Source organism: Polyangium sp. 15x6, from assembly GCF_029960785.1.
Classification (GTDB): Bacteria; Myxococcota_A; Polyangia; order Polyangiales; family Polyangiaceae; genus Polyangium.
The window spans coordinates 27,509-52,488 of record NZ_JASBQE010000088.1; the positions used below are offsets into that span (position 1 = coordinate 27,509).

A 24,980-nucleotide genomic window follows, 5' to 3' on the forward strand; every position below is an offset into this window, starting at 1 on the left:
CGTTTCAAGCGGCAACGCCTTCCCACGGGCCCGTTGGAAGAACTGCGCATCGCGCAGTTCTTCCACCCCGAGTCCAGGGCTTGCCCTGGTCCGGGTCGAGGGGCGGACAGCCCCCGCGGGGTCCGGGGCAGCGCCCCGGCGCGGCGGCCCCAAGAAGAGACCCGTCCTCAGAGCTCGGGCGCTTGCCAGGCTTCGAGGCGACGCCAGACCGCGGCGAGGAGATTCGGCGACGAACGTTTGAGCGCGTAAATGAGGTGCGCCTCCTTCGTCACGGGGACGAGGCCCTGGTTGCGCTCGACGGCGTCCATGATCTTCTCGGCCACGAGATCCGGCGAGGCGCCGCGCTCCATCAAGCGGCGCGAGCGCTCCACCGCTGCGGGCTCGGCCCAGCGGCCGCGGCGGCGGCTCATCTCGTTGATGTTCGTCCGGATGAACCCGGGGCAGATCGCGGTGACGCCGATGCGGTGGCGGCGCAGGTCGGCGCGCAGCGACTCGGAGAAGCCGACGACGGCGAACTTCGTCGTGGAGTACGCGACGAGCAGGCGGCTGCCCGCGATGCCTGCGGCCGAGGCGATGTTGACGACGTGGCCGCCTCGGCCGCGATCGATCATGCGCGGCACGAAGAAGTGACAGCCGTGCACGACGCCCATCACGTTGATGCCCATCACCCAGTTCCAGTCGTCGAGCGTGGTGTCGCGCAGGCCGCCCGTGATCGCGACGCCGGCGTTGTTGACGAGCACGTCGACCGCAGGAAACGCGGCGTGCACCTCGTCCGCGAAGCTCTGCATGGCCGCGGCGCTCGACACGTCGACCTTGCGCGCCAGCACGCTCCGGCCCTGCGCGCGCACGGCGGCGGCGGCCTCGTCGAGCGTCGCCTCGTTGACGTCGCAGAGCACGAGGTCCGCGCCCTCCTTCGCGAACGCGAGCGCCGTCGCCCGCCCGATGCCGCTGCCCGCCCCCGTCACGAGGACAACCTTGCCTGCAAAACGCCCGCTGCTCATGGGCATCGACGGAAGCGCCCCGGCGCGTGGGCGTCAAGTCATGTGCCGAGCGTGGTGAGCAGCGCCTCCACGGCCGGCGGCCAGATCGCCTGCGCCTCCGTGAGGAGCTCTCGTTCTTCGAGGACGCGGTAAATCGCGAGCGCGCGGCGCAAGAACGAGCGCGCCTCCAGCCGTTCGGCCGACGTGCCCTCCGCGAGCACCGTGGCCGCGCGGAAGCAGAAGAGCGCGTGATCTCCCTGGATCGCCGCCATGTCCGGCTGCTCGGCCGCGAGCCGCGCGGCGAGCTTGAGGCCGGTGCGGAACGCTTCGAGCGCGCCGCGCGAATCCCCCATCGCGCGGAGGACGTGGCCGATGCGGCCGTACGTCGCGTAGAGGTCACGCCGCGCCTCGTCGTCGTACGTGGACTCGGCGAGGTCCTCGCGCAGCGCGAGACAGGCGCGATAGGCCGCGAGCGCCTCCGGCTTCTCGCCCATCGCGCGCAGCACCTCGCCGATGCTCTCGTGACAGCGCGCGAGCGCGCCGCGGCGGGTGACGTCGTCCGGCGCGTCGCGCGCCAGCCGATCACGCACGACGAGGGCCTCCTTGTACGCCGCGAGCGCGCCGGGGCCATCGCCGGCGGCGAGCAGCGCGTCGGCGTAGCGGTCACGCGTGATCGCGAGGAGGGAGCGGTGATCCTGATCGTCGGGCGCGTCCCCGGCGAGGCGCTCGGCGAGCGTCATCCCGCGCTGAAAGGCGGCCGCGGCCGCGGCCTCGCGCTCGTCGTCGAGCAGGTAGTCTCCGACCATGACGTGGCAGAGGGTGACGCCCGTGAGCACGCCGGCAATGGCCTCGCGGAAGATCTCGTCGCGGTGCTCGGCCTCGTCGAGGGCGCGGCCATCACGCGGGTAGAGGGTGCGATCCGCAAGCAGGCCCGCTTCCTCCGGGGCACCCGCGCGGGCGCGGAGCGGGATCACCACGGCCCGCTTGTTACGCTCCATCGTGAGCCCCTCGCGTAGGATTGCCTCCACGAGCGAGCCGGACGTGAGGGCCTCGGGGCTCACGAGCACCAAGATCACGTCGGCCGTGTGGAGGAGGGCGCGCGTGTCCGTCGGGGGGGCCGCCGGCACGGATTCCCGCACGATCCCGGCGTCGACGAAGGCTGCGAGCCGCGCGCAGAGCTCCTCGCGGATCACCTGATCCCCGGGGGCGGAGGACACGAAGAGCTCGACGGCGTGGTGCATGACCGGACTCGCGGCCATCTTACCAGCGCCCGCGCCTCCGAGGCCGCCGTTCCCGTGCTCTCTTTGAAATCGAGAGATCCGAGCCGATCCCTGGTAAATTCGCCGCCTACAGCGACCAACCCCGAGGACACGGGCCCGATGCGACTCTTGATCACCGCGATTTCTGCGCAGGAAGGCGCCACGAGCGCGTCCCTTGCGGCTACGGGCGCAGGGCAGCTCAGAAGCCGCCTCGGTCGCGAGGATGCCGCGTTCGAGGTCGTGGAGGCCGATCCCGGCCGCGACCTGGCCGAGCAGATCGAAGCCTTGCTCGCCGAGCGCGGGCCGAGCTTCCGCGACCCCGTGATGCTCTACGTGGCGTGCCCCGCGCTGCTCTCCATCGACGGCGAGCTCTTCCTGTCCCTCGATCCGCAGAACCCCACCGTCGGCGACGCGCTCGCGGACGTCGCAGCCGTGCTGCGCGACGGCGCGCCCGGACCGAAGCTCGTCGTGCTCGAGCTCGTCGACGCGAAGCTCGGCCTCGATCCCACGCGCGCCGAGGTGCTCGTGCGCGCAGCCGAAGCCGCGATCGATCCGACGGTGAGCGGCATCGAGCTCGTCCTCGGCGCGCGCCCGCGCACGGCCGACGCCGCGGGCCTGCCGCTCGCGCAGGCGATCGTCGCCGAGCTCGACGCGCTGCCGAACGGGCGGGCCTTGACCTCGCGTGGCCTGTTCGATCGGCTCGCGAGCAAGCTGCGCGAGTCGGTGCCTTGCCTGCACCACGCGCGGGCAAAGGTGAGCTTCGAGCTCGCCCCTGGCAAACCAGGCCGGCGCGACTCGACCTCGACGATGCCGGCGCCGCGCCTCGACGTGCTGCCGCGCAGCGTGACGCCCGCGCCGCCGCCCGTGATCCCACCCGCGCCGCCGCCGCCCGCCGTGATGCCGCCGCCGCCCGCCCCGGTGCCAGCGCTGCGCGACGCCGAGGTCTCGTTCGCGCTGCCGCGCCCGCCGCGCACGTTCCGCCCGCCGCCGCCACCGACCGACGTCGATCTCACCTGGACCGGCGAAAGCGAGGACTGGGGCAGCATCCCGCGTGTCATCCCGCTCGCGCGTCCGCTCGCCGCGCCACCAGGCGCCTCGCTGCCGCCGCCGCCGCCGATGCCAAGCGGAGGCAGCACGTCGATCCGCGGGACGGACGGGCCGATCTCGAGCCCGATCTCAGGCCGCGAGATCTCTCCGTTCGCGCGCTACACCGTCGAAGGCGAGCTGCTCGCGTCGCAGGGCGAAGTGAACGGCGCGATCACCGCGTTCCGCAAGGCGCTGTCGGTGCTCGGGCCCGGCGGCGATCCGCACTCGCGCGCCGAGATGTACGTGCGCATCGGCGAGCTCCGCTCGCGGCACGGCCAGCCCGAGGACGCAATCTCGGACTTCGAGAAGGCTCTCGCACTCCGGCCAGGGCACCTCCCCGCACTCGAATCGCTGCTCCAGCTCTGCGCGTCGGAGCGCGACTGGCGCGGCGTGATGAGCGCCGAGGAACGCCTGATCGCAGCGCTGCCGAGCGACACGCTGCGCTTCGAGCGACTCATCGAGTTCGCCGCACGCTGGGAAGGCGAAGCAGACAAACCAGCACGCGCACGTCTGCTCTTCGAACGAGCACGCGAGATGCGCCCGCACGATCCGATCGTACGCGAGCAGATCCGCCGCCTCACGCTGAAGTCGTTGCCGCCATCGCCGCGGGAGTGAGCCCCCAGAAGCCGCTGCGCTGGGGCTTTGCCCCAGGCCCCACCGGGGCTATCCGCCCCTGGACCCGGACCAGCGCAAGCGCTGGACCCAGGGTCGATGAACTGCGCGATGCGCAGTTCATCGAACAGGCCGAGTCAAGACTGGCGACGACCCTGCCAACCAAGCCAGCCGCGCTGACCGTTCGACGGGCAACGCTGTCCCTGGTCTTCCAACGGGCCCGTTGGAAGAACTGCGCGGAGCGCAGTTCTTCCACCACGAGTCCAGGGCTTGCCCTGGTTCGGGTCGAGGGGCGAACAGCCCCCGCGGGGTCCGGGGCAGCGCCCCGGCGCAACACCTCGGCGCGGATGTTCGCTTCAGGCGATCGCTTCGGCCTCGTACATCTTGATCTGCGCGGCGGTCATTGCCTTCTCGCCGCGTAGTCCCTTGTGGTGCTTGCGGAACAGTTCGGAGCGTGGGTAGGCGAGGAAGGCTTCGCGTGTGGCCCAGCGGGAGACGGCGAGTAGGGCGCCGTCGTCTTGCCAGAGCTCGATGCCGAGGAAACCTTCGAACTGGTCGAGGTCGTGCGCCGTGTCGCGGAAGGCCCGCTTGATGCGTGAAAGCTCGTGCTCGGGGGCCTGGATGGTGTTGACCACGACGTACATGAGGTGACTCCTTCGAGGCGGAGCGCGTGTGGCGCGAGCACGGTCGGGGCAAACCGCGTTCCACCCCGGACGCGGAAATGCCGGTAGCATGGGCGCGCGAGCGTTTGCCATGACCACCTCCCAGAGCTTGCTCTCCAAGAAACTCCAGATCAAACCGAGCACGCGCGTCCTTGTCCTGGGCGCTCCGAACGGCCGCGCGGAGCTGCTCGAACCTTTGCCCGAGGGCGCGAGCGTCTCCAGGACGGCGCGTGGGTCGTTTGACGTCGTACTTTTTTTCGTCGAGAAGGTGAAGGAGCTCGAGAAGGGCGGATCGAAGGCGATCTCTGCGGTCCGTGATGGCGGCGTCCTCTGGATCGCCTACCCGAAGAAGAGCTCGAAGGTCGAGACGGACCTCACGCGGGACGTCGGCTGGAACGTCATCGACGAGGCGGGCTGGGGCGGCGTCGCGCAGGTCGCGATCGACGAGACGTGGTCGGCGCTGCGCTTCAAGCCTGAGGCCACCGTCGCGCGCAAGGCGAACTCGGCTGCGGCGCCGGGCGCGATGAAGAAGAGCGCGGGCGCCTCGAAGAAGGCGGCGCACGTGCCGGCGCCTGCGGATCTGGCGGCGGCGCTCGCGAAGAGTGGCGCGGCGAGCATCACCTGGGACTCGCTCGCGCCCTCGCATCGCAAGGAGTACGTCGGCTGGATCGAGGAGGCGAAGAAGCCCGAGACACGCGCGCGCCGGATCACGTCGGCGGTCGAGATGCTGGCGGCCGGCGTCAAGGACCGGAACGCCAAGTACGCGCGGTGAGACTCAGCTCTTCTCCGACGGATGCCATCGCCGGAGCAAGAGCCAGCCGCCCAGGTTCGTCGCGCCGAACAAACCGAGCCCGAGCGCCGAGGCGCAGAGGACGGCTGCGAAGAGCAGATCGGTCCGGAGCTGCCGCGGCGCGCTCATGATCAGGATGCCGAGCCCGGGCGTCCCCTCGGCGAAACCCGCCACGAATTCACCCACGATGGCCCCGATCACCGCGAGCCCGCCCGCGATACGCAGGCCCGTGACGATGCTCGGCAGGGACGAGGGCAAGCTCAAGAGCACGAGCGTGCGGAGCTTGCCCGCGCCGTAGAGGCGGAAGAGATCACGCAGCGCCGGCTCCACGGATCGCAGCCCGGAGAGCGCGTTCGCCACGACCGGAAACACGCTCACGATGAACGCCGATACGCTGACCGCGCGCTCGCCCGGCCCGAACCACAGCACGAGCAGCGGCGCGATGGCCACGATCGGGACCGTCTGCAGGAAGACGGCGTACGGGTAGAACGCGCGCTCGAGTAAGCGCGAGGCGGAGAGCGCGACGGCCACGAGGACCCCGATCACGCCGGACAGCGCGAATCCGAGGAGCGCGCTCTTCGCCGTGGTCAAGGTCGCGAGCGCCAGCGTCGTCGCGTCGGCGGCGAACGCGGCGGCGATCTGGCTCGGCGGGGGCAGGAGATACACCGGCACCGCGAGGACCCGCACGAGCACCTCCCAGGCGCCGAGCATGAGCACGAGCGAAAGAACCGGCGGGGCCGCGGCGGCGAGGGACCTTTTCATGGCGCCTCTCCGGCGAGCAGCGCGTCCTGGAGCGGGCCGAGCACGCGGGCGAAGCGGGGATCGCTGCGCAGGGAGGCGTGGCGCTCGCGGGGCAACTCGATCGGGGTGTCGAGCAGGATACGCGCCGGGCGGCGGGAGAAGACGATGCAACGCTCGGCGAGGTAGGCGGCCTCGGCGTTCGAATGCGTGACGAAGAGGACGGTCATGCCGAGGTCGAGCCAGAGCGCGCGGAGCTGATCGTCGAGCCTCTGGCGCGTGAGCTCGTCGAGGGCGGCGAACGGCTCGTCGAGCAGGAGGATGCTCGGGCGCGTGACGAGGGCGCGTGCGAGCGAGACGCGCATCTTCATGCCGCCCGAGAGCTCCGCCGGATACCGCGCCGCCGCGTCGCCGAGCCCGACCTGCTGGAGCGCGGCGAGCGCCTGCGCGCGCCGCTCGTCGCGAGGGACGCCCGACAGCTCGAGCGGCAAGGCCGCGTTGTCGAGCACGTTGCGCCAGGGCAGGAGGTGGGCGTCCTGAAAGACGTAGGCGATGCGCGGCCGCGCGGCGCCGTCCGGCGAGACGAGCTGAACCGAGCCCCCGTCGGCCTGGTCGAGGCCGGCGACGAGGCGCAGGAGCGTGGACTTGCCGCAACCGGAGGGGCCGAGCAGGGCGACGAACGTGCCGGCGGCGACGTCGAGGTCGAGCCCGTCGAGCACCACGCCGCTGCCGGCGAAGACGCGCCGCGCGCGCTCGACGACGATCCGCACGCCGCCCGGAGGGGCCGCCTCCTCTGCGATTCCGGGTTCGAGGACCAGGGCCGTCATGGGGCGATTTCCCGGTAGACGTCGAATCCGTCGATCGTCCGGACGAGTGTGTATCGATTCTCGAGGAGCGCCTGGAGCTCCGGGAAGCTCGTGAGCGCGTCGGCCGAGCCCATTCCGTCTCCCGTGACCATGGCGACGACGTCGTAATGCTGCACCACGACCGCGGCGGGCGGCTTGCTCCGGAGATCCTCCATGAGAATGCGCCGGTGCTCTTCCTTGGCCCAGGGCACGCGCTGCGGGATGTCGTAGATGTACCGCGTCGAGGAGGCGCGCTCGGCCATGTCGTAGAGATTCGGCACGAAGCCCCAGACGAAGATGGGGCGATTCGCGGGGACCTCCTGGCGAAGGAGATTCGCGACCTCGCGCAGCGCCACGATGTTCACGTCGCAGAGGCTGTTCAGCTCGTCGAGCCCGCGCTGGTCGCGGAATCCCTCGGCCGCGATGGCGAGGCGCTTCTGCGAGCGCACGAGGAACGAGCCGGGGACGTCTTTCGTCGCCGATCGGCCGAACGGGACGAACAGGACGAACAGGACGAAGGCCGCGAGGCCGAGGGCGCCGCGCGCCCGCGCCCACTGGAAGGCCGCGTGATACCCGAGCGCGGCCGCGAGCGCGGTGAGCGGCCACGTGGCGCCGTAATGGTACGGGAAGAACTTCCCCTGCATGGCCACGCCGACGAGGTGGATGACCACGATGCCGAGCGCGAGCAGGACGAGCGGGCGCTCCTTCGCGCCGACGCCGAAGCCGAGCGCGAGGAGCAATCCCACGGTCGGGACGCTGCCGTATTGCTGAAGCCACTCGGTGAACGCGTAATACAGCATCCCCGTGAGGGTCGCGCCGTGCCAGCCGAGCGCCGTGTAATGGGGCGTGAAGACGAAGAGGACACGGTAGAGGTCCCCGAGCGCGCCGCGCGCGGCGAACCACGCAATGCAGAGCGCGAGCGGGATCGCCCCGCCCGCCGCGAGGAGGAGCGAGGGGCGGACCAGGTTCCGCGCGGCGACTTTGAGGCGCTCGATCGTGGGCTGTTCGGCGTCCGTATCCCACCACGCGGGCAGGAGCGCGAGGATCGCGGCGCCGCCCACGAGCGGCGGCTTGAGGAGGAAGGCGAACCCGAAGAGGAACCCGGCGGCGAGATACGAGCGCGCCTTCGTCGCCGCGTGCGAGGGCAGCCCCGACGGGCCGAGGCCCGGGACGCAGAGCAGCGCGGCGATCGTGAGCATGCCGCCGAACGATTCGGGCTGCGCCGTGTGCCAGAACTCGAGCTGCGCGTGGATGAAGACGGCGATCGTCGCGGCCACGAGGCCGATGAGGCCGCTGCCCCAGAACCTGCGCGTCAGCCGGACCATGCCGAACGACATGAGCGACAGGCCGACGATCTCGAGCACGCGGATGCCCCACTCGGCCGAGCCGAAGAGGAGCCGGGCGAGGGCGTAGATCAGGAAGATGCCGGGGGGCTTGAAGTCCCAGGCGTCGCGGTAAGGCATGCCGCCTTCGACCACGGCGCGCGCGACGAGGGTGTAGATGCCCTGGTCGCGTCCGTGGCCGAACGTGAGCATGTCGAGGAACAAGACCGCCATGATCCCGAGGCACAGGGCGACGAGCGCGCGCTCTGCGTGGGTCGCGAGGCGCGTCGGGTTCGCGGACGCGGGGGGCGGCGTGGCCCGCTCGGGGGCGGCTTCCGGTTCGTCGGCAGCGAGTGTCACCGGAGCGACGTTCTAGTCGGAACCGGCGGAGGCTCCAACCAATTTGGGCCGTCAGATGCGGTACGTCCGCTCGATCGCGCGGACGAAGAGCGGCGCGACGGACTCGATGGCGGAGGGCGCGAGCTGCTGGCTGCCGGGGTGCGAGTCGGTGCCGAGGATGTGCTCGAACATGCCGCTCGCGCGGAGTTTTTCGAGCGCGCCGGCCGGCAGGACGAGGTGGCTCGCGACGGCGTGGCAGCGCGTGGCGCCGGCCGCGAGGTAGGCCGCGGCGGCCTGGATGAGCGAGGATCCCGTGCGGATCATGTCGTCGTAGATGACGACCTCGCGGCCGCGGACGTCGGCGTTGACGCCGGTGACGGCGAGCTTGCCGGTCTCGGGATCGCGGCGTTTGTAGACGAACGCGGGCTCGACATCGAGGTCGCGCGCGAGGCTCTGGACCCACTTGGCGCGGCCGGCGTCGGTGGCGCCGAGCAGGTACGAGCGGCCGTCCATCGTGCGCTGGATGAGCTTCGTGACGAGGGACGCGCCGTAGAGGTGGTGCGTGACGTGGCTGTCGCCGAAGTAGTAGGGGATGCCGTCGGTGTGGAGGTCGAAGAGGTAGACGCGCGTGCCGCCCTCGCAGGGGGGGATGGCCGAGACGAGGCGGGCGCGGGTCTTGGCCGTGACGACCTCGCCGGGCAGGACGGCGCGCTCCATGGTGGCGTAGCCGAAATACGGCATGACGATGGAGAGGGAGCGGGCGCCGCCGGTGCTGATGGCGCAGCCGAGGTCGTAGAGCTCGAGCCAGTCGAGGTCGGTGGGGGTGCCGCCGAGCAGCACGACGTCGCGGCCCCACGGGTCCTCGGCGACGCGGAGGTACCGCTCGCCGTCGGGGAAGGTCTTGTGCACGATCTCGCCGCGATCGAGCTCGCCTGCCGCGAGGAAACGGGGCTCGAGGTAGGCGTACGAGGAGATCGTGAAGAGGAGCTTTCTTGCCATGGAACCCGGGTTCTCCTCGCCCATCTTGGCGCCGTTGTCACGTCTCGAAGGAGGAGTTCATGAGAAAAATCGCGTTGCTCGGCCCGGTCGCGTCCGCCCTCGTCACGCTCGTCACGCTGATCTTCGTCCCCGGCGTAGCGCGCGCGGACGAGCCCGCGCCGGCGGGCTGGGATGGACGGTTCGTCGTGGGGATGAGCGCGCTCGGTGTGTCGGCGGTGTCGCTTGGGTTCGGGATTCTGTCGACGTATCAGGTGCACGAGGCGAACGAGGCGATTCGAACGAGCGTGTTCGCGGCGCAGTTCACGCAGGAGCAAAACGTGTGCGTGGCGGCGGAGACGTCGGCGGATCCGGGGGCGGGGGTCATCCGGGAGACGTGTGCGCGGGGGAATACGTACAACACGCTGCAATACGTGATGTATGGGCTGCACGTGGGGGCGGCGCTTGCGGGGACTTATTTGGTCGCGACGAGCGTGATGGCGGCGGAGAAGAAGGGGGCGGGGAGGGGGATCGCGGTGGTGCCGGTGGTTTCGGCGGGGTTTGGCGGGGTGGTGGTGCGGGGGGCTTTTTGAGGGTCAGCGGATGGGGCGGAGGTGGTCGTAGCTGCTGTCGAGGGGCTTGTAGGTCGCCACGAGCGTGGCCGACAGGTTCTCCGGGTTGATGTCCTTCACGCAGTAGTACGTCTGGTCGAGGCGAACGCAGTCACCCTCCAAGATCGTGGAAGCCGGGGGCTCGAAGCCCTTGCCCCACCAATTCGGGGCCGATTCGGGTACACCACAGGCCCATGCCATCCACGCAGAGTCCGGCTTGATGGTGACGCTGCGTAGCCAGACATTGCAACCATTCACGCGCGTGGACTTATCGAGTTCGACCGTAACCTCGGAGGGCTCGCCGCGCCCGCACGAAGCGAGCGCGAGGGCCACGAACATGTAGAGAAAGCTTCGCATGGCTCCTCGGTTGCGGCAGGACGTCAGCGGATCGGCCGGAGCTGGTCGTAGCTGCTGTCGATGGGCTTGTAGGTCGCCTTGAGCGTGACCGACAGGTCCTCCGGGTTGATGTCCTCCACGCAGTAGTACGTCTGGTCGAGGCGAACGCAGTCACCCTCCAAGATCGTGGCGGGCGGGGGCTGGGAACCCTCTCCCCACCAGTTCGGGGCCGATTCGGGCACGTCACAGGCCCATGTGAAGAACCCGGCGTCCGGCTTGATGGTAACCTCGCCCAACAAGACATTGCAGCCATTCACGCGCGACACCTTATCGAGCTCGACCGTGACCTCGGAGGGTTCCGCGCGCCTGCAGGAGGCCAGGATGAGGGCGGCAATCATGAGGAACGAAAGTCGCATGGTCAATTCCCGTGTTGGAGGCGTTTGTCGCAGCTACCGAAGCTTATTTCTTCTCTGGGCGCGCAGTCGAGGCACCTCCTGCGCATCTCGTTGCAACAATCGTGGCAAGCAGAGCGGGTAGTCAGGTGATCGCAACTGTTGTGACAAAGAGAGGTATACTCGTTGCACTTCAGCGGGTCCGAGCACACGGTTACCGTTACGCTCGACCCACCACCACAAGCCGCCAGCAAGCTTGCAAGCAGGACCATCACCGGAAGCACGCGCATGGTTCGAACCCCGCCCGAGGCAGATACCTCCCGCAGCCTGCCGGCCCTCAGCCGGAGCGTCAACCGCTTTCCCCGCCTGGATCGCCCCTCGCGCCCCGCGCAACCGCCACGATCCCCGCCTGGATCCGCCCCGTCGCTCCGCGGAGCGGGCGCACTCCCGACGCGGATCCGCCCTCGCGCCCCGCGCGACAACCTGTTTCCCGACCCGGATCGCCCCTCGCGCCTCGCGCAACCGGCGCGCTCCCCCCCTGGAGTCACCTCCGCGCGCCACGCAACCACCTCGATCCAGGTCCGGATCACCTCTATTGCGCGATCTACCTCACGAACCGTCGCCGCTCTCCGCGTCGTCGCCGTCCCCCGCAGCCCGCTTCCGCCTCGCCCGCGTCGGTTCCAGGAAGGCCGCGACCCGCTTCGGCTGCCCCGGGAACAACTTCTTCAGGTCGCCTTCGAGGCGATCGAGCTCCAGGTTGATGTCCTCCACGTAAAGCTCCTCCGACGTACCCTGCAAGGCCAGCGCGCGCAGCCCATTCGCGCGCTCCTTCGCGGCCCCGTCGAGCTTGTCCGTCACCGCCCCGAGCCGCGGTGACCATTTCAACGCGAGGGGCTCGTCCGGGTTCCGCCCGAGCTCGTCGGTCCATTCACGGCCCTGCTTCACCTCGCGATCGACCCCGAAATCCTGCGCCGCCGACGGCGAGACGTCCTTGAAAAACCGCGTATAGGGCGCCGCATCCCGGCGGCCGCCCGTCTTGTCGACGACGTCCCTGCCAAATGCCGCGACCTCCGGATCCCATTGTGCATCCGCGACCGCGAGCCGCGCCCGCGCGCGGCCGAGGGAGCGCTCCAGCTTGCGGCGCTCCGCCGCGAGCGCGTCGCCCTTGGCCGTGAGCGATTCCCACAGGGGCGCGAGGTGCTTCGTGGCTTCGTCGCTCGCGAGGCCGTCGGCGATCGCGGCGCAGGTGTCGGCGGCAGGCTGGGCGGATGTGTTCGGGCGTAGATGTGTAGCCATGTGGGGAACGTAACCGATGCGGCAGGGGACGTGTCAAGTGGGAAGGGGGCCCACGCGTCTCGGCCGCCGCGCGCGTGGCGTTGCAGCGCGTAGCTCGAGCAGCGACAAGCTCACGATCTCGGCGGCGTGCTTGTGGACTTCCTCGATGAGGAGCGCCGTGAGCGGGTCGCCGGCCGGCACGCCATGGAAGGCATGTCGGCCGTGCGTGCTCTTGATCTTGTCCGCGGTGACATAAAGGCGATGATCACTGCCGACGAGGTAAAGCCCGACCTTCTCCCGCATCGCAGGATCGGCGTGGAATTTCTCGGTTTCACGGCGCGTCAGGGCATGAAAGATGGTCGCCGTCGCCCGGCTCTCCTGCTCGGTCCAGAAAAACGAGCTCACATAAAGGACGCCGTCGCTCCGGCGGGCGTATGCCGTCGTGAACCTGGGGTCCAATTTCGCAATTCGCTCGTTGCTCATGGTGTTTCGATTCCCCCTCGCTCGGGCGACGATCCCGGGCGCGACAGCGTCGCCCCCGGCGCGGCGGGCGCCGCGGGTTTCATGGCGTTCTCCGCATAAAGAGCCAGCGCCGAGCGCCCCTTGCGCGGCGCCGGCATTGCGTGGTTCACGTGGGCCTCGGGCGCCCTCGGCGGAAGGGGAGGCGCCGAAAGGAGGAGCGCCGGGACCCGCGCGATTTCGACGGTCTCGCCGTCGTGAACCGGCGGTATGGGATCGACCGCGGGGGCGCACGCGAGCGCGGGGGGGCGATCCGGGCATCGCATGGGGATGAAGGGAGGGCGTGGACGAGAGCACGAAAGCCGCCGCGCCCATACCGAGGAGCGCCCGCGTAGGCGCGCGATGGGCCCATCGGACGAGGCGTCGCCACGCGGCCCCGAGCCGCGCGCGCGCCGCGCGCGCGAACAGGGCGACGAGCAGGAAGGGCACGAGGGCAAAGGTCCGGCGGCCGGGCCGCACCTCGTCGAGCTGCGCGAGGCGTTTGCGCATCGACCGCAGCGCCGCGGAGATACGCGAATGGACCGTGCTCGGGGCCATTTCCTGTTCGGCGGCGAGGTCGCGAATTCTCCGGTCGTGGATCACGTGCTCGACGATCAGGTGACGTTGCATGTCGTCGAGCCGTCCGAACGCAATCGCGAGCCTCGAATGCTCCTCCAGGAAGAAGGACGCGCCTCCCGCGTCGGGCGCGTTCTCCAGCGCCTCCCGCTCGGGGACGATGTCGGGCGCGTTCTGCTGTTTGCGCAGGTGGCGGAGCGTGATGTTTTTCGTGATGGAACAAATCCACTTGCCCATCTCCTCGCGATTCGCTGGATCCGGGCGCCTCGATTTCGGCTTGCGACAGGCGACCACAAATGCATCATTGACGAGGTCGGCGACATGATCACGATATGCCCCGCATCGACGCGCGACGCTCCGCATCTGCGCGATGTGGTGCGCGATATCCACCGCCGAGATTCCGAGCGCCTCGCCGGCGCCCGCGCGCGGCGCCGTCGGATCCTCGACGGTGTCCGTCGAGGTTGTCGGGGGAGCGGGGGGGCGGTGCTCTGCCTGCATGTCTGTAAATCCCAGGAGAGGGGCTTTGGTCCGAAAAAATTCGAAGAGGGTTCGCGATATTTTCCCCGAACCTCCGGGCTCGTGTTGCGTGCGGGGCGACGGCGATCGTGGTTTGGATCGCAGCGTCGCCCGCCCGGGCCGACGAGCTGCTCCATCACCGGCTGGTGTTCGAGGGGGATCGGTCGCTGCCGCGCTGCGACGAGGCCCTCACGTTCAAGGCGCTGCTCGTCGAGCGGGTGCCGTTCACGGTCTTCGACTCGCCGACGTCTCGCACGCTCGTCGTGCAGGTGCGGCGTGCGCCGAACGGAGACAAGACGACGGACCTCACCGTCAAGGACGAGGCCGGGCAGGTGCTCGCCACGGATCACCACGTGTACGAGCTCACGACCGAGTGCTTCGAGGTGCTCTACTGGACGGCGATCGACGCGGCGAAGCTCATGCGCGCGACAGGGACGGTGGCAACGCCGGAGGAACCACCGCCCCCGCCGTGTCCCCCGAGCGCGCCGCCGCCGCCCTCACCGCCGCCCAAGCCAGCCCGAGAGCCCGAGCGGCCGGCACCGGTGCCGAGCGTCGTCCCGCGAAGGTACTTCCTGGGGGGCGGGGCGTCGGTCGTGTACAACCTCGCGCCGGAGATCGTGGTGGGGCCACGGTTGCTGTTCGGGATCGAGCGCGGGGCGTTCGTCGGGGAGGTGGATGCGAGGTGGCTCCCGCTGCTGGAGACGCGGCCGGTAGGTGCCACCGCGTTCGATGTTCAGACGATGTCCGTCTCTGTCGCGGGGTGCCTGAAGCGGCACTGGCTGCTCGGGTGCGGCATCCTGATGGGCGGCGCAGCGCGCGTCCAGGTGTGGAACCGCGAAGACTACGAGCCAGCGTACAGCGGGTTTTTCGGGGTGGGTATCCGCGGAGCCGTCGAGGCGCCACTCACGAGCTGGTACGGCATCTTCCCGTCGCTGCCGCTTCACATGAGCGGCGGAGGGTCCCTCGTGTTTTCTATCGAGTAGCCATCATGTCGTGGCCGCCGGGCAGCATACCGTTATGGGTTTGTCAAGGGTCAGTTCGCCGATGACGTCCCCGCCGTTCGGGATGCAGGTGCCCTTCGTATAGTTGAGGAGCTCGGCGGTTTTCTCGCTGAGCTGCGTGCCGGGCATGACGTCGGTGCACGGCGCAACCATCCCGGTGAAGACATCGTTCGAGAACGTTTCCGCCATGCATGCGGACTCCCCGAAGACGCGGTACTTCACCTTGCACGTCCCGCCGGTCGGCGCCCCGCAGGAGCAAGCCGAGCACTCGCGCTCGTCCTTCACCACGCCGTAGAGGACGTGCCGCTCCCCGGTCCACCCCTCGGGGCAGAGGTGCTCCCCCTCCTGGAAGATACAAGAGGAGTAGTCGTCACCGGCCGGCCCGCAGAACTTCCCGGTTTGCCCCGGGCAGCTCGGCCAGGGTTCGGCGCTCGTGCACACCCGACCGAGGGGTGTTTCCGGTCCACCGTTCCAGAACTTTGGGATCTCCTGCTCTGGCTCTCCTTTTGTATGTGCCTTGCAGGGCTGCTCCGCGATCACCGGAGGCGAGACGGTGATCGACCGGACGCACGGCACGCCGCCGCAAAGTGTTGCGGAGGGGATCGCTTTGTCCTGATTGCAGGTGCCGTCCCAGTTTGTCGGCGGATCGAAGTTTGTCTTGACACCTCCGCCGGGATCTGCGCAGGCCGCCGAGCTGACGGTCCACGTCTCCGGCAGCGTGCACGTCCCCTCGGGCTCGTCGCACGAGCACTCGCCACAAGGAAGAGGAGGAGGCGCAGGCGTGCCCTCGAACGCGAGGATGGGCGTGTTGGCCGGGCACGCCGGCGGCTCGCGCCAGTCGGAGAAAAAGGCCGCGTGTCTCCAGTCTTTGGGGGCCTCGGGAACGCAGGCGTCGCCCGCACAGAGCGACATGCCGCCATCCTCTTCGCCTCCGTCCGTGCCCCCATCCGAGCACCTCGGCGGCAGCGGCGGCGGGCCGTCGCATGCGTTCGGGCAATCCCAGGGGATGGGCCTGGGCTTGGTGAACCCCGGGTTGTCCGGGTCCGGGCACAACTCGGGAAAAGCGCACGGACAGCAACGCGGGTCGCGATTCGCGTCCTCGGGGCAGCCGTACTGTTGAAGCTCCCACTCAGCGTTGCAGCCGAGGAAGGCGATCCCCGCGATCGTCCCACCGAGCGCAAGGAGCAAGCCGAAACGAAGAACAGGTCGCATGCTCGTCTCCCTACTGTGTTGACTCCGCCGGAGGTTTCCCACCGAGATCCCGGACCACCTGAAGCTCCGACTTGCCCGTACGCGGCGCGGCCGATCCGGACGAAGTCGGCGGAATCCGGACGACGATGGTCTTGCCGGATCGGGGTGGAGTCTTCGCCGACGAGGCGAAGGGCGCGGCGCTCGCGCTCGCGCTCGTGCTCGCACTCGCGCTGGGCGCGACGGGCGGCTCGGGCAACGCGTTCAGCGCCTCGCAAGACCAGGCGCCGAGGAGCACATACGCGCGGCTGCAACGGACGTCGACCGTGCCGCCCGTCGTGTTGACCTGGAGCGTGTGCGCCCAAGGCACTCGCTCCCACTTCATCGGCATCGCCTCGCACCCGCGAGGCTGCCCCATGCAGGCGGTTTCGCTCGCCAACCGATCGACCTCGATCGTCGTCGCGAACACGTTCACGACGCCGAGGATGCACGCGACGAATATCAGCGTGCCGCCGACGAACTCGACCCAGAAGACGAACCACGCAGAAGGTCCGCTACTTCTCGCACGCGGAGGTGGCTGTTGCTTTTGTTCCATGATGGCACCGTCAACGCGAACAGGCGTCACGCCTGTCCGCTCCGTAGTAGGTCAGGGTGCAACACAGCGTGTACTCGCTCTGCGGTACGCCATTCTCGTCGAGCTCCGCGATCGGCGGGCCGTTTGGCTCGTACAGACACGACGCGTTCCGCAGGGGCTCGACGGGGTAGATCCCGCGGAGGGGCAAGTCCTTCGGACACCGGTGGACGCCCAGCCGACTCTTGCAAAGACGCGCTTCGTCGGGCAGGCGCAGGTGAGGGCCGAACGTCATAGCGACCTTTCTCGGCTCGCGGAGGCCCGCCTCCTCCTCGCGGCTCGGTGCGCATGCAGCGGACACGAGGAGCGGCGCGACGAAGGAGAAGGCCGTGAGGTACAGCGGAAACCGTGCAGAGGGTGATGACCGAGGCATGTTCCAGGTCAAACCCGTACCCGGAAAAACCCACCTCCGCAATCCGTTTCTGTACGTCCCCCGGATCCTCCGACAAACTCCCACACGACGGCACCGCCCGGAGCGCCCGCTTGCCTCCCGGCCGGCCCCCCGCGCCTCGGTCTCATGTCGAAGCCGTTTCGCTGGGGCGTTGCCCCAGGCCCCACCGGGGCTGTCCGCCCCTGGACCCGGACCAGCGCAAGCGCTGGACCCGGGGTCGATGAACTGCGCTTCGCGCAGTTCATCGAACAGGCCGAGGAAAGACGCCTGCCGAGCAAGACCGCCGCGCTGACCTTCCGATCGGCAACGCTATCCCTGGTCTTCCAACGGGCCCGTTGGAAGAACTGCGCATCGCGCAGTTCTTCCACCCCGAGTCCAGCGCTTGCGCTGGTCCGGGTCGAGGGGCGGATAGCCCCCGCGGGGTCCGGGGCAGAGCCCCGGCGCGGCGGCCTCGCGCGTGGGGTCTTCATGCCGCGCCTCGCTTCCGGTATCCTCCCCTCGCCGTGTCCTTTCCGCTCCTCGTCCTCCACCTCTCGGACCTGCATTTCGGCCCGCATGGTCGCTTCGGGGGCCAGGACGGCGAGCGGCTCGCTTCGCGCTTCGCCGCCGCGATCGACGCCGCGCGTGAGGAGCTCGGCATTCGGCAGGGCGTGGGGCTCGTCGTGGTCACGGGCGACATCGCCGAGGCGGCGCGCAAGAACGAATACGAGGCCGCGCTCGGGTTTTTTGGGCACCTCGACGCGCTCCTTCGCGTCCCGCGGGATCGATTCGTGTTCGTCCCGGGAAATCACGACGTTTCCTGGGCCGAGACACGCAAGGTCCAGATCGAGCAAGAAGACGAGGGGTTCGACGATGCCGAGCTCGAACGGCGGCTCGCCCTCGTGCGCCTCGCGCGCTTCGAAGGGTTCGTCGCGGCGTTCCACGGGCGCCCGCGCGCCGAGCTGCCGAACGTGACCTCGATCGGCCACGGCGCCGTCGTCCACCATTTCGCCATGCCGGACGGCGGGATCGCCGTCGCCGCCCTGAACTCCTGCGAGCGCGAGTCGCACGCGCGGCAGGGCGGATCGTTCGGCGAGGCGCAAGCTCAGCGGCTGCTCGATCATCTGCGCGGCTTGCCCCCGTCGTGGATGTCGATCCTCGCCGTGCACCATAATCCCATCACGCCCGTGCCCGAGGCCGTGGAGAGCTGGGTGGAATGGCTGCGCGGCCACCCCGGGCCGCTCAAGCCCGAGACGATCGAGCATTTCGCCGCCGACGCCGCCGGCTTCGAGGGCAAGGAGCATCTGCGCGCCGTCACCGAGGACGCGCGTGTCTCCGTGGTCCTGCACGGTCATCACCACGGCGCCGACGCCCACGCATTCCCTTTCCGGCGCGGGGAAAAAGGGCACACGCTCGTGCTCTCGTCCGGGAGCTGGGGGCTATCGCCGGGGAAGTTGCCCGAGAGCCAGCCGGCCATGGTGCACCTCCTGGAGCTCGATCCGACCCGACGGCAAGCGCGGTCGATCCTGCGGATCTACGCGCCCCGCGCCCGCGCCGAGGGGCAGGTCGAGCCGGGCACGTTCGCGGTCGATCCCGCGAGCCCGCGCGGCGCCACGCTCGATCTGTACGTGCCAAAAGGGTTTGGCGAAGAAAAACTGGTCGCGGCGTCGTCCGAGGCGGTCGAGGTGTCGGCGTTCGTCGAGGCCTATCGCCGGCGCTTCAGCGCGCGTTATGTGCGCTGGGACCTCGGCGGCGTGGGCGTGACGCAGCCGAGCGGGGGAGGGCCGCCCGTCTCGGCGCGGCTCGACGAGATGTTCGTGCCGCCGAGGCTCGGGACGAACACGGACCCGGACCGGCTCGACGACGGCGCGCCGCTCGATCCGTTCGCGCTCGCCACGCGCGCTGCGGCGCTCGTCATTCGAGGGCCGGCCGGCTGCGGCAAGACCACGATCCTGCGCCATTGCTTTCGCAAGCTGCTCGCAGAGGGCGGAAAGACCTGCGTGCCGTTTCTGATCGAGCTCCGCGAGCTCGGGCGCGCATGGGAGCGGGCGGCGCCGAGCGAGCGGACGCTCGAAGCCTATCTCGCGGGCCGGCTCGCCGAGGTGCGCGGGCGCGACGAACGAAAGACGCTCGCCGCGCTCTTCGACGATCCCACGGGGCCGCGGCCGATCCTGCTCGTCGACGGCTGGGACGAGCTCGGCGATCTCGGCGACGAGGTGCGCGAGAAATTGATGGGCCTGCTCGGCACGTGGCCGCGCGTGCTCGCGGTCGTGACGAGCCGTCCTTATGGCGAGAGCCGGCCTGCGGGCGCCGAGGGGTTCGACGTGCTCGACGTGCAGCCGCTCTCGGACGAGGAAATCCGGGCGTTCGCGGCGCGCTTCCACGGGCGCGTGCACGGCGAGGACGAGGTGTCCGCCCGCGTGGCGAGCGAGCGCTTCGTCTCGGCCCTCGCGTCGAGCGCCGAGGCCTGCGCCCTCGCGCGGACGGCGCTCCTGCTCGTGATGATGCTCTTCGTGCACCGGTCGAGGCCGCTCCCGGACAAACGGCACGAGCTCTACCGCGTGTGCCTGGACAACCTGCTTTCGGCGCGGCCGCGCGCGAAGGAGGCGGAGGGGGCGCGGGCGCCCTCGGCGATGTTCCGGCCCGAGGATGCGGCCGAGCGGATGCGCGTGCTCGCGGAGCTCGCCGATCGGGTGCAGCGCGATGGCTATCGCGAGCAGAGCCGGAGCCCGATCGTGCGCACGGAGGACGAGCTCTGCGCGCTCTTGCCGTCGCGCTTTTCGCACGAGGAGCGCCGCGGATTCATCGCGTGGCTGGTCTCCTCGGCGGGGGTGCTCGTGGATCGCGCCGACGGGACCTTTTCGTTTGCGCACCTGAGCTTCCAGGAATACCTCGTGGCGCACCACTGGGCCGCGGTGGTGGAGGGCGCGGAGGCGCGGGTCGCGCTTTGCCGGCGGTATTTGCACGATCTCGCGTTCTGGGAGACGCTCCGGCTCTGGGCGGCGGTCGTGGAGGACCGGAATCCCGAGCATCTCGCGGCGGTGCTGGAAAATCTCATCGAGGGGAACGCGGACGGGTTCTGGCTCGCGGGCGTGATGTTCGCGGACGGGCTCGGCGAGGGGCATTTCGAGGCGTGGTGCGCGCGGCTCTCGGCCCATTTCCACGTGCACGAGCAGGTGCGCGGGTTCGCGGCGGCGCGGGCGTGGGCGGCGAGCCGGCAGGAGGGGCGGCGGCAGCGGCTCGCGGCGGCGTGGCCGGAGGTGGCGTCGCAGGCGCGATGGCTGCCCGGGGTCATCGCGGCGTCATGGTGGCAGGAGGCGCGGCTCGGGCGCGAGGAGGCGGAGCCGCCGGCGATGTCGCGATTGCTCTCCGCGGCGGGCGAGGGGCAAGGCGTGGCGCGCGGTCGGGCGCTCGGCGGATCGAGCCCCGTTTGGCCGGGGGATCCGCCGGAGCTTTCATTATTGCATTTGTGGCCGGGTCCGCGGGGGCTCGCGGCGGCGCGGCTGCAGACGTTGATCTCGCTCGGCGGCAAGCGCGAGCACCTCGGGCGCGCGGCCCGGCGGGCGCTCGTGCCGGAGCGGGAGGAGCGGGATCTGGCGCGGTACATGGCGCGGTATCTGGCGCGGTCGTGGGCGAAGGATGCCGCGCACGACGACTGGGTGCGGACGTGGGCGCTCGACCTCGCGCGGGATTGGGCGATGGATCTGTCGCGCTCGTGGGCGCGGGAATGGGCGCGTGATTTCGCGCTCGATCTGGCGCGGTACTGGGCGCGGTATCTGGCGCGGTACTGGACGAGGGACCTCGCGCGGGACTGGGCGTTCGATCTGTCGCGCTACTGGGCGCGGGACTGGGCGCAAGACTGGGTGCTCGACATGGCCTGGGTCTGGGCGCACGAGCTCGAATTGCCCGAGGAGCCGTGGACGCTCGATTTCGCGGCCGCGGAGCTCGCGGGGATCGGTCGAGCCGGGACACGCGCGGTGCTCGCGTTCTCGGAGCCGAAGGATCCGCTCTTGCGCCTGTTTCACGAGGCCTGTCGCCTCTCGTTGCGCCCGCGCTCGGAATCGATGCCCTTCCGCCGCGCGCTCGCGGAGCTGCCCGAGGGGCTCGATCCGCTCTGGCCGGCGCTCGCGCGGCACGTGGCGCGCGTGTCGACGCCCGAGGACCGGAAGCTTTTGTGCGAGCTCGCCGAGCACCCGGAGAGCCGCGAAAAACCGCTCTCCTGGGGGCTTCGTTATTACGTGCGCGGGGACCTCGTGCTCGACGACGGGACCGAGGTCGAGCTCGACGAGCTCTGCGACGAGGCGGGGATCGCCCGATTGCCGTGGCTCGTGGACATGCCGGACGAGCTCGAGGTCGACTTCGATTGAGCGTCAACGCCTGGCGAGAAAGCCAGCGAGGAGGGAGGCCGCGCCGCAGGCGGCCATGACGCCCGCCATCGGGCGCATCGAGCCGTCGTTCAGGAGGCCCACGAGCGACGACGCGCAGGCCGCGATGCCGAATTGAATCGACCCGAGCAGGGCGGAGGCGAGGCCCGCCCGGGCCCCTTGCTCCTCCATCGCGAGCGCGGTCGCGTTGGGCCCGATGAAGCCGATGCTCGCCAGGAATCCGAACAGCATCGCGGCCACCGCGGGCAAACCCCCGACCCCGGTCACCGCAATGGCGCAGAGGCCCACGCCCACCGTCGCCGCCGCGGCCGTCCCGCGCGCGAGGAGCCGGCCCGGCGCGAAGCGCGCGAGGAGCTTGTGGTTGACCTGGGACGCGGCGATGAACCCGGCCGCGTTCGCCCCGAAAAACCACCCGTACCGCTGCGGCGAGACGTGGAAGAGGTTGATGAGGACGAAGGGCGAGCCCGAGATGTACGCGAACATGCCCGCCTGCGAGAACGCGCCCGTGAGCGTGTATGCGACGAAGGAGCGGTGCCCAAGGAGCGCGCGGACGTTGCGGGCGAGGGACGGGACCTCGATGCGCGTCCGCGTGGTCGAGGTCTCGGGCAACGCCGCGGCCATCAGCGCGAGGCAGGCGGCGCCGAGCACGGTGAGCACGACGAAAATGGTCCGCCAGCCCGCGACTTCCAGGGTGATGCCGCCGAGGAGCGGCGCCAGGATGGGCGCCGCGCCCATGACCAGGATGAGCATGGAGAGCAGCCGAGCTGCCGCGGCGCCCACGTAAAGATCCCGGACCACCGCTCGCATGACGACGGGTCCGGCGGCGCCGCCCAGCGCTTGCAGGAACCGGAGCGCGATGAGCGCCTTTGCATTCGGCGCGAGCGCGCATCCGGCCGACGCGAGCACGTACAGCGTGAGCCCGAAATAGAGCGGGCGCTTGCGGCCGAACCGATCCGTGATCGGTCCATACCCGAGCTGGCCGATGCCGAGCCCCGCGAAATACGACGCGAGCGTGAGCTGCGTCATCGAGGCGGTGGTGCCGAGATCCCGCTCGATCGAGGGCAAGCTCGGCAAGTACATGTCGATCGTGAGCGGCCCGAGCGCCGCGAGCGCGCCGAGGATGAGCGCGAGCAGGCCCGGGCGATCACGGTGGGAGAGGTGATCGTCGGAGGGGAGGGAGGTCGCCATTCAACTCTTCTCGAGCGTCACGAGCACCGTCTTCAAATGGGCCTCCGCGCCCGGCTCCGGCGGGAAATCCTCGGGATCGGGCCACTCCTTCACCTGCGCCGCGCCCCGCCCCGCGTCGCGCGCGGCGTCCTGCAGGACACGCTTGAACTTGGCGCGCGGGATCCCCTTGTGATTCGTGCACGCGAGGAGACGTCCGCCCGGCGCGAGCACGCGGAGGGCGCTCGCCGCGAGCTTCTTGTAATCGCTCTCCGCAGAGAAACGTGTCTGCTTCGTGGTCGCGAAGCTCGGCGGGTCGAGGATCACGAGGTCGAACGGTCCTTCCTTGGCCGCGCTCTTCTCCAGCCATTTGATCGCGTCCGCCTCGACGAGCACGTGCGCCGCGGGATCCGCGCCGATCCGGTCGAGGTTGCGCCGCGCCCATTCGAGCGCGCCGCGCGACACGTCCACGCTCACCGTCCGCCGCGCCCCGCCCGCGGCAGCCGCGACCGTGAAGGGGCACGTGTAGGCGAAGAGGTTCGCGACCGACAAACCCGAGGCCATTTCCCGCACGCGGCGACGGTTTTCCCTTTGGTCCAGGAAGATCCCCGTGGACAGACCGTCGCCGAGCCGCACCTCGTACGGCACGCCGAGCTCGTGCACGATCAGCGGGTCGGGCGCGGGCGCGCCGCGGACAGGGTCCTTCGGGGCGAACTGCGGCTCGCGCGCGTCGACGATGCGGCTCGCGTGTTTCGGGCGGATCTTGAGGTAGATGCCCGTCGCGCCGAGCCGGAAGGCCGCGTCGAGGATACGCTCCCGCGCGGCCTCGGCGTCCTCGTCGTAAAGCGAGACGACGAGGAAATCCCCGTATCGATCCACCGTGACGCCGGGCAATCCGTCGCCCGCGGCATTCGCGAGGCGGAACGCGTCCGTGCCGGGGAGGCGCGCGATCCACGCGCGGCGCTCGGCGGCCTCGCGCAGGCGGCGCTCGATGGCGTCGACGTCGGAGAGCCCTTGTTTCCCTTCGAGAAAATCCGAAAAGAAGACGGGTAGGGGGGCGCGGAGCGTGAGCGGGCGGCCGCCTTCCGGGTGGTCGAGGACGAGCTCTTCGAGGTGCAAGGCGAGCCGAGGGGCCGGATCGCCGCCGCGCGCCACGTCGCCCACGATCGGGGCCTGCTCGGCGCCGAGCTGGGCAGGCAGATCCACGGGACAACCGACCTCGGGCGTGAGCGCGAGGAGCGTGCGATCGCCGTGCCTGTCGAGGACGCGGAAGAGCACGGTGGACGGCTGGCCCGCCCGCGCCGAGGGCGGCAAGACGCGATGGCCGCCGTCGCCCGGCGCGAGCCGATGCCGCAAGACGCCCCTGTCCGGCCCCTTGCCGCGGCCGAGCATGCCCGGCGTGCCGCGGACGAGCGCGACGTAAGTGCGGCGCGCGCGGCGGCGCTCGATTTGCTCGGCGATGGATCGGTTCGCCTCGCGGCGGCGCGTGAAGACGAGCACGCCCGACGTATCTCGTTCGAGGCGCTGGTGGACGCCGAGATAGACGGGCGCGCCCGGCTGCATGGCCTCGTAATAGGCCGTGAGGCGGCGATGGACGTCGTCGCTGCGCTCGGGCGCGTGGGTCGGGATGAACGGGGGCTTGTCGATGGCGACGAGGTCTCGGTCCTCGTGGATCAGACGGCCCGGCGGGGAGAGCGGCCAGAGGTCGAGCGGCACGGCTTCAATTCTGGGTCACGTTGGTGCCCGGCGGAGGGGTGAAGGTGAACTCGGCGGGGTCGATCGTGGCGGGTTGCGTCGAGCCCTCGAAATCGAAGCGGTTTCGGTTGCCCTGGGCGTCGACGAGCATGACGCGGCGGATGACGCCTGGATCCTTCTTCTCCAGGAGCGCCTTGTCCACGTAGAAATACACGGAGTCGTAATGGGGCGTCGCTTGCCGGGGTTTCCCGAGCAGGACGGGGCCGCCCTCGAACTTGGATTTGTCGTGGAACGAGAAGTTGAACGAGGGCCCGAGCCCCTTGCCCATCAAGAAGGCGAGGGCGCCGGGGTACTCGGTCTTGTCCACGGGCTGCACGAACATCTGGTTGTCCTCGCCGATGTACACCTTGAGCGACGTGCCGTCGGAGACGATGCGATTCTTGCTCGGCAGGTCGTACCGGAAGGAGATCTTGTTCGGCCGCTCGAAATAAAAGACGCCGGTCGATTTCTTCGTCGTGCCCGCCACCTTTTGCGTGTGCTCCTGCTTGAACTTCGCGAAGAAGGTCTTCTTGTCGAGGAAGACCTGATCGATCGACACGGCCACGGCGTCGGCCGAGCCAGGCGCAGGCGCGGCCGTCGGTGCGGGCGCGGCGGCGGCGGAGGCGGTGGTGGGCGGCGCGGCGGCGGAGGCGGTAGCGGGCGGTGCGGCGGCGGACGCGGTCGCGGTCGGGCGC

Annotated in this window: 22 protein-coding genes; 5 read left to right on the forward strand and 17 right to left on the reverse strand. The window is 70.0% G+C overall.

Annotation, left to right across the window (positions count from 1 at the left end):
- Nucleotides 1-167 precede the first annotated feature (167 nt).
- Together QHF83_RS40670 and QHF83_RS40675 are read right to left on the reverse strand one after the other, a co-directional pair.
- Entirely contained in the window at nt 168-1,001 is an 834-nt protein-coding gene (locus QHF83_RS40670; protein WP_282423472.1) for an SDR family NAD(P)-dependent oxidoreductase, read from the reverse strand.
- A gap of 38 nt (nt 1,002-1,039) precedes the next feature.
- Nucleotides 1,040-2,221, reverse strand: coding sequence for a tetratricopeptide repeat protein (locus QHF83_RS40675; protein ID WP_282423473.1), 1,182 nt, complete (start codon nt 2,219-2,221; stop codon nt 1,040-1,042).
- Between the two features lie 138 nt (nt 2,222-2,359).
- On the opposite strand from QHF83_RS40675, the gene QHF83_RS40680 reads away from it, so the two are divergent.
- Complete coding sequence (locus QHF83_RS40680) at nt 2,360-3,940, forward strand: tetratricopeptide repeat protein (protein WP_282423474.1); 1,581 nt, start codon at nt 2,360-2,362, stop codon at nt 3,938-3,940.
- 353 nt (nt 3,941-4,293) lie between these two features.
- Here QHF83_RS40680 and QHF83_RS40685 read toward each other — a convergent pair whose 3' ends face one another.
- Nucleotides 4,294-4,581 (reverse strand): antibiotic biosynthesis monooxygenase, encoded by a 288-nt coding sequence (locus QHF83_RS40685; RefSeq protein WP_282423475.1) that lies wholly within the window; start codon nt 4,579-4,581, stop codon nt 4,294-4,296.
- 109 nt (nt 4,582-4,690) lie between these two features.
- Between QHF83_RS40685 and QHF83_RS40690 the strand changes: the two genes are divergently transcribed.
- Complete coding sequence (locus QHF83_RS40690; RefSeq protein WP_282423476.1) at nt 4,691-5,371, forward strand: YdeI/OmpD-associated family protein; 681 nt, start codon at nt 4,691-4,693, stop codon at nt 5,369-5,371.
- Nucleotides 5,372-5,374: 3 nt separating this feature from the next.
- On the opposite strand, the gene QHF83_RS40695 is transcribed toward QHF83_RS40690, so the two are convergent.
- The 4 genes from QHF83_RS40695 to prs are packed head-to-tail and all read right to left on the reverse strand — an operon-like array spanning nt 5,375 to nt 9,632.
- Entirely contained in the window at nt 5,375-6,151 is a 777-nt protein-coding gene (locus tag QHF83_RS40695) for an ABC transporter permease (RefSeq protein WP_282423477.1), read from the reverse strand.
- On the reverse strand, nt 6,148-6,954 hold the full coding sequence (locus QHF83_RS40700; protein ID WP_282423478.1) for an ABC transporter ATP-binding protein: 807 nt from the start codon (nt 6,952-6,954) through the stop codon (nt 6,148-6,150). Before QHF83_RS40700 ends, QHF83_RS40695 begins: the two co-directional genes overlap by 4 nt.
- Entirely contained in the window at nt 6,951-8,654 is a 1,704-nt protein-coding gene (locus QHF83_RS40705; protein WP_282423479.1) for a glycosyltransferase family 39 protein, read from the reverse strand. Before QHF83_RS40705 ends, QHF83_RS40700 begins: the two co-directional genes overlap by 4 nt.
- Nucleotides 8,655-8,705: 51 nt before the next feature.
- Nucleotides 8,706-9,632 carry a ribose-phosphate diphosphokinase gene (prs, locus tag QHF83_RS40710; protein ID WP_282423480.1) on the reverse strand — a complete coding sequence of 309 codons (927 nt, stop codon included), beginning with the start codon at nt 9,630-9,632 and terminating at the stop codon, nt 8,706-8,708.
- 59 nt (nt 9,633-9,691) lie between these two features.
- Between prs and QHF83_RS40715 the strand changes: the two genes are divergently transcribed.
- Complete coding sequence (locus tag QHF83_RS40715) at nt 9,692-10,201, forward strand: hypothetical protein (protein WP_282423481.1); 510 nt, start codon at nt 9,692-9,694, stop codon at nt 10,199-10,201.
- Nucleotides 10,202-10,204: 3 nt separating this feature from the next.
- On the opposite strand, the gene QHF83_RS40720 is transcribed toward QHF83_RS40715, so the two are convergent.
- The 4 genes from QHF83_RS40720 to QHF83_RS40735 form a co-directional block, all read right to left on the reverse strand.
- Nucleotides 10,205-10,576 (reverse strand): hypothetical protein, encoded by a 372-nt coding sequence (locus tag QHF83_RS40720; RefSeq protein ID WP_282423482.1) that lies wholly within the window; start codon nt 10,574-10,576, stop codon nt 10,205-10,207.
- 23 nt (nt 10,577-10,599) lie between these two features.
- Nucleotides 10,600-10,971, reverse strand: coding sequence for a hypothetical protein (locus tag QHF83_RS40725; protein WP_282423483.1), 372 nt, complete (start codon nt 10,969-10,971; stop codon nt 10,600-10,602).
- Nucleotides 10,972-11,556: 585 nt separating this feature from the next.
- Complete coding sequence (locus QHF83_RS40730; RefSeq protein ID WP_282423484.1) at nt 11,557-12,243, reverse strand: hypothetical protein; 687 nt, start codon at nt 12,241-12,243, stop codon at nt 11,557-11,559.
- Nucleotides 12,244-12,276: 33 nt separating this feature from the next.
- Nucleotides 12,277-13,794 carry a sigma-70 family RNA polymerase sigma factor gene (locus QHF83_RS40735; protein ID WP_282423485.1) on the reverse strand — a complete coding sequence of 506 codons (1,518 nt, stop codon included), beginning with the start codon at nt 13,792-13,794 and terminating at the stop codon, nt 12,277-12,279.
- A gap of 107 nt (nt 13,795-13,901) precedes the next feature.
- On the opposite strand from QHF83_RS40735, the gene QHF83_RS40740 reads away from it, so the two are divergent.
- On the forward strand, nt 13,902-14,795 hold the full coding sequence (locus QHF83_RS40740) for a hypothetical protein (protein WP_282423486.1): 894 nt from the start codon (nt 13,902-13,904) through the stop codon (nt 14,793-14,795).
- A 3-nt stretch (nt 14,796-14,798) separates the two neighbouring features.
- On the opposite strand, the gene QHF83_RS40745 is transcribed toward QHF83_RS40740, so the two are convergent.
- From QHF83_RS40745 to QHF83_RS40755, 3 genes are read right to left on the reverse strand one after another with little or no spacing between them, the layout of a single operon-like run.
- Nucleotides 14,799-16,025, reverse strand: a complete 1,227-nt coding sequence (locus QHF83_RS40745) for a hypothetical protein (protein ID WP_282423487.1) — start codon at nt 16,023-16,025, stop codon at nt 14,799-14,801.
- 10 nt (nt 16,026-16,035) lie between these two features.
- Nucleotides 16,036-16,596 (reverse strand): hypothetical protein, encoded by a 561-nt coding sequence (locus QHF83_RS40750; RefSeq protein ID WP_282423488.1) that lies wholly within the window; start codon nt 16,594-16,596, stop codon nt 16,036-16,038.
- A 10-nt stretch (nt 16,597-16,606) separates the two neighbouring features.
- Nucleotides 16,607-16,867 carry a hypothetical protein gene (locus tag QHF83_RS40755; protein ID WP_282423489.1) on the reverse strand — a complete coding sequence of 87 codons (261 nt, stop codon included), beginning with the start codon at nt 16,865-16,867 and terminating at the stop codon, nt 16,607-16,609.
- Between the two features lie 659 nt (nt 16,868-17,526).
- Between QHF83_RS40755 and QHF83_RS40760 the strand changes: the two genes are divergently transcribed.
- Nucleotides 17,527-21,369, forward strand: coding sequence for an NACHT domain-containing protein (locus QHF83_RS40760; RefSeq protein ID WP_282423490.1), 3,843 nt, complete (start codon nt 17,527-17,529; stop codon nt 21,367-21,369).
- Between the two features lie 3 nt (nt 21,370-21,372).
- Here the strand turns inward: QHF83_RS40760 and QHF83_RS40765 are convergent, their stop codons facing one another.
- From QHF83_RS40765 to QHF83_RS40775, 3 genes are all read right to left on the reverse strand, one after another.
- Nucleotides 21,373-22,575 carry a multidrug effflux MFS transporter gene (locus QHF83_RS40765; RefSeq protein ID WP_282423491.1) on the reverse strand — a complete coding sequence of 401 codons (1,203 nt, stop codon included), beginning with the start codon at nt 22,573-22,575 and terminating at the stop codon, nt 21,373-21,375.
- Nucleotides 22,576-24,267, reverse strand: coding sequence for a class I SAM-dependent methyltransferase (locus QHF83_RS40770; RefSeq protein WP_282423492.1), 1,692 nt, complete (start codon nt 24,265-24,267; stop codon nt 22,576-22,578).
- Between the two features lie 4 nt (nt 24,268-24,271).
- A partial coding sequence (locus QHF83_RS40775) for an outer membrane lipoprotein carrier protein LolA (protein WP_282423493.1) occupies nt 24,272-24,980 on the reverse strand: 709 nt, incomplete at its 5' end.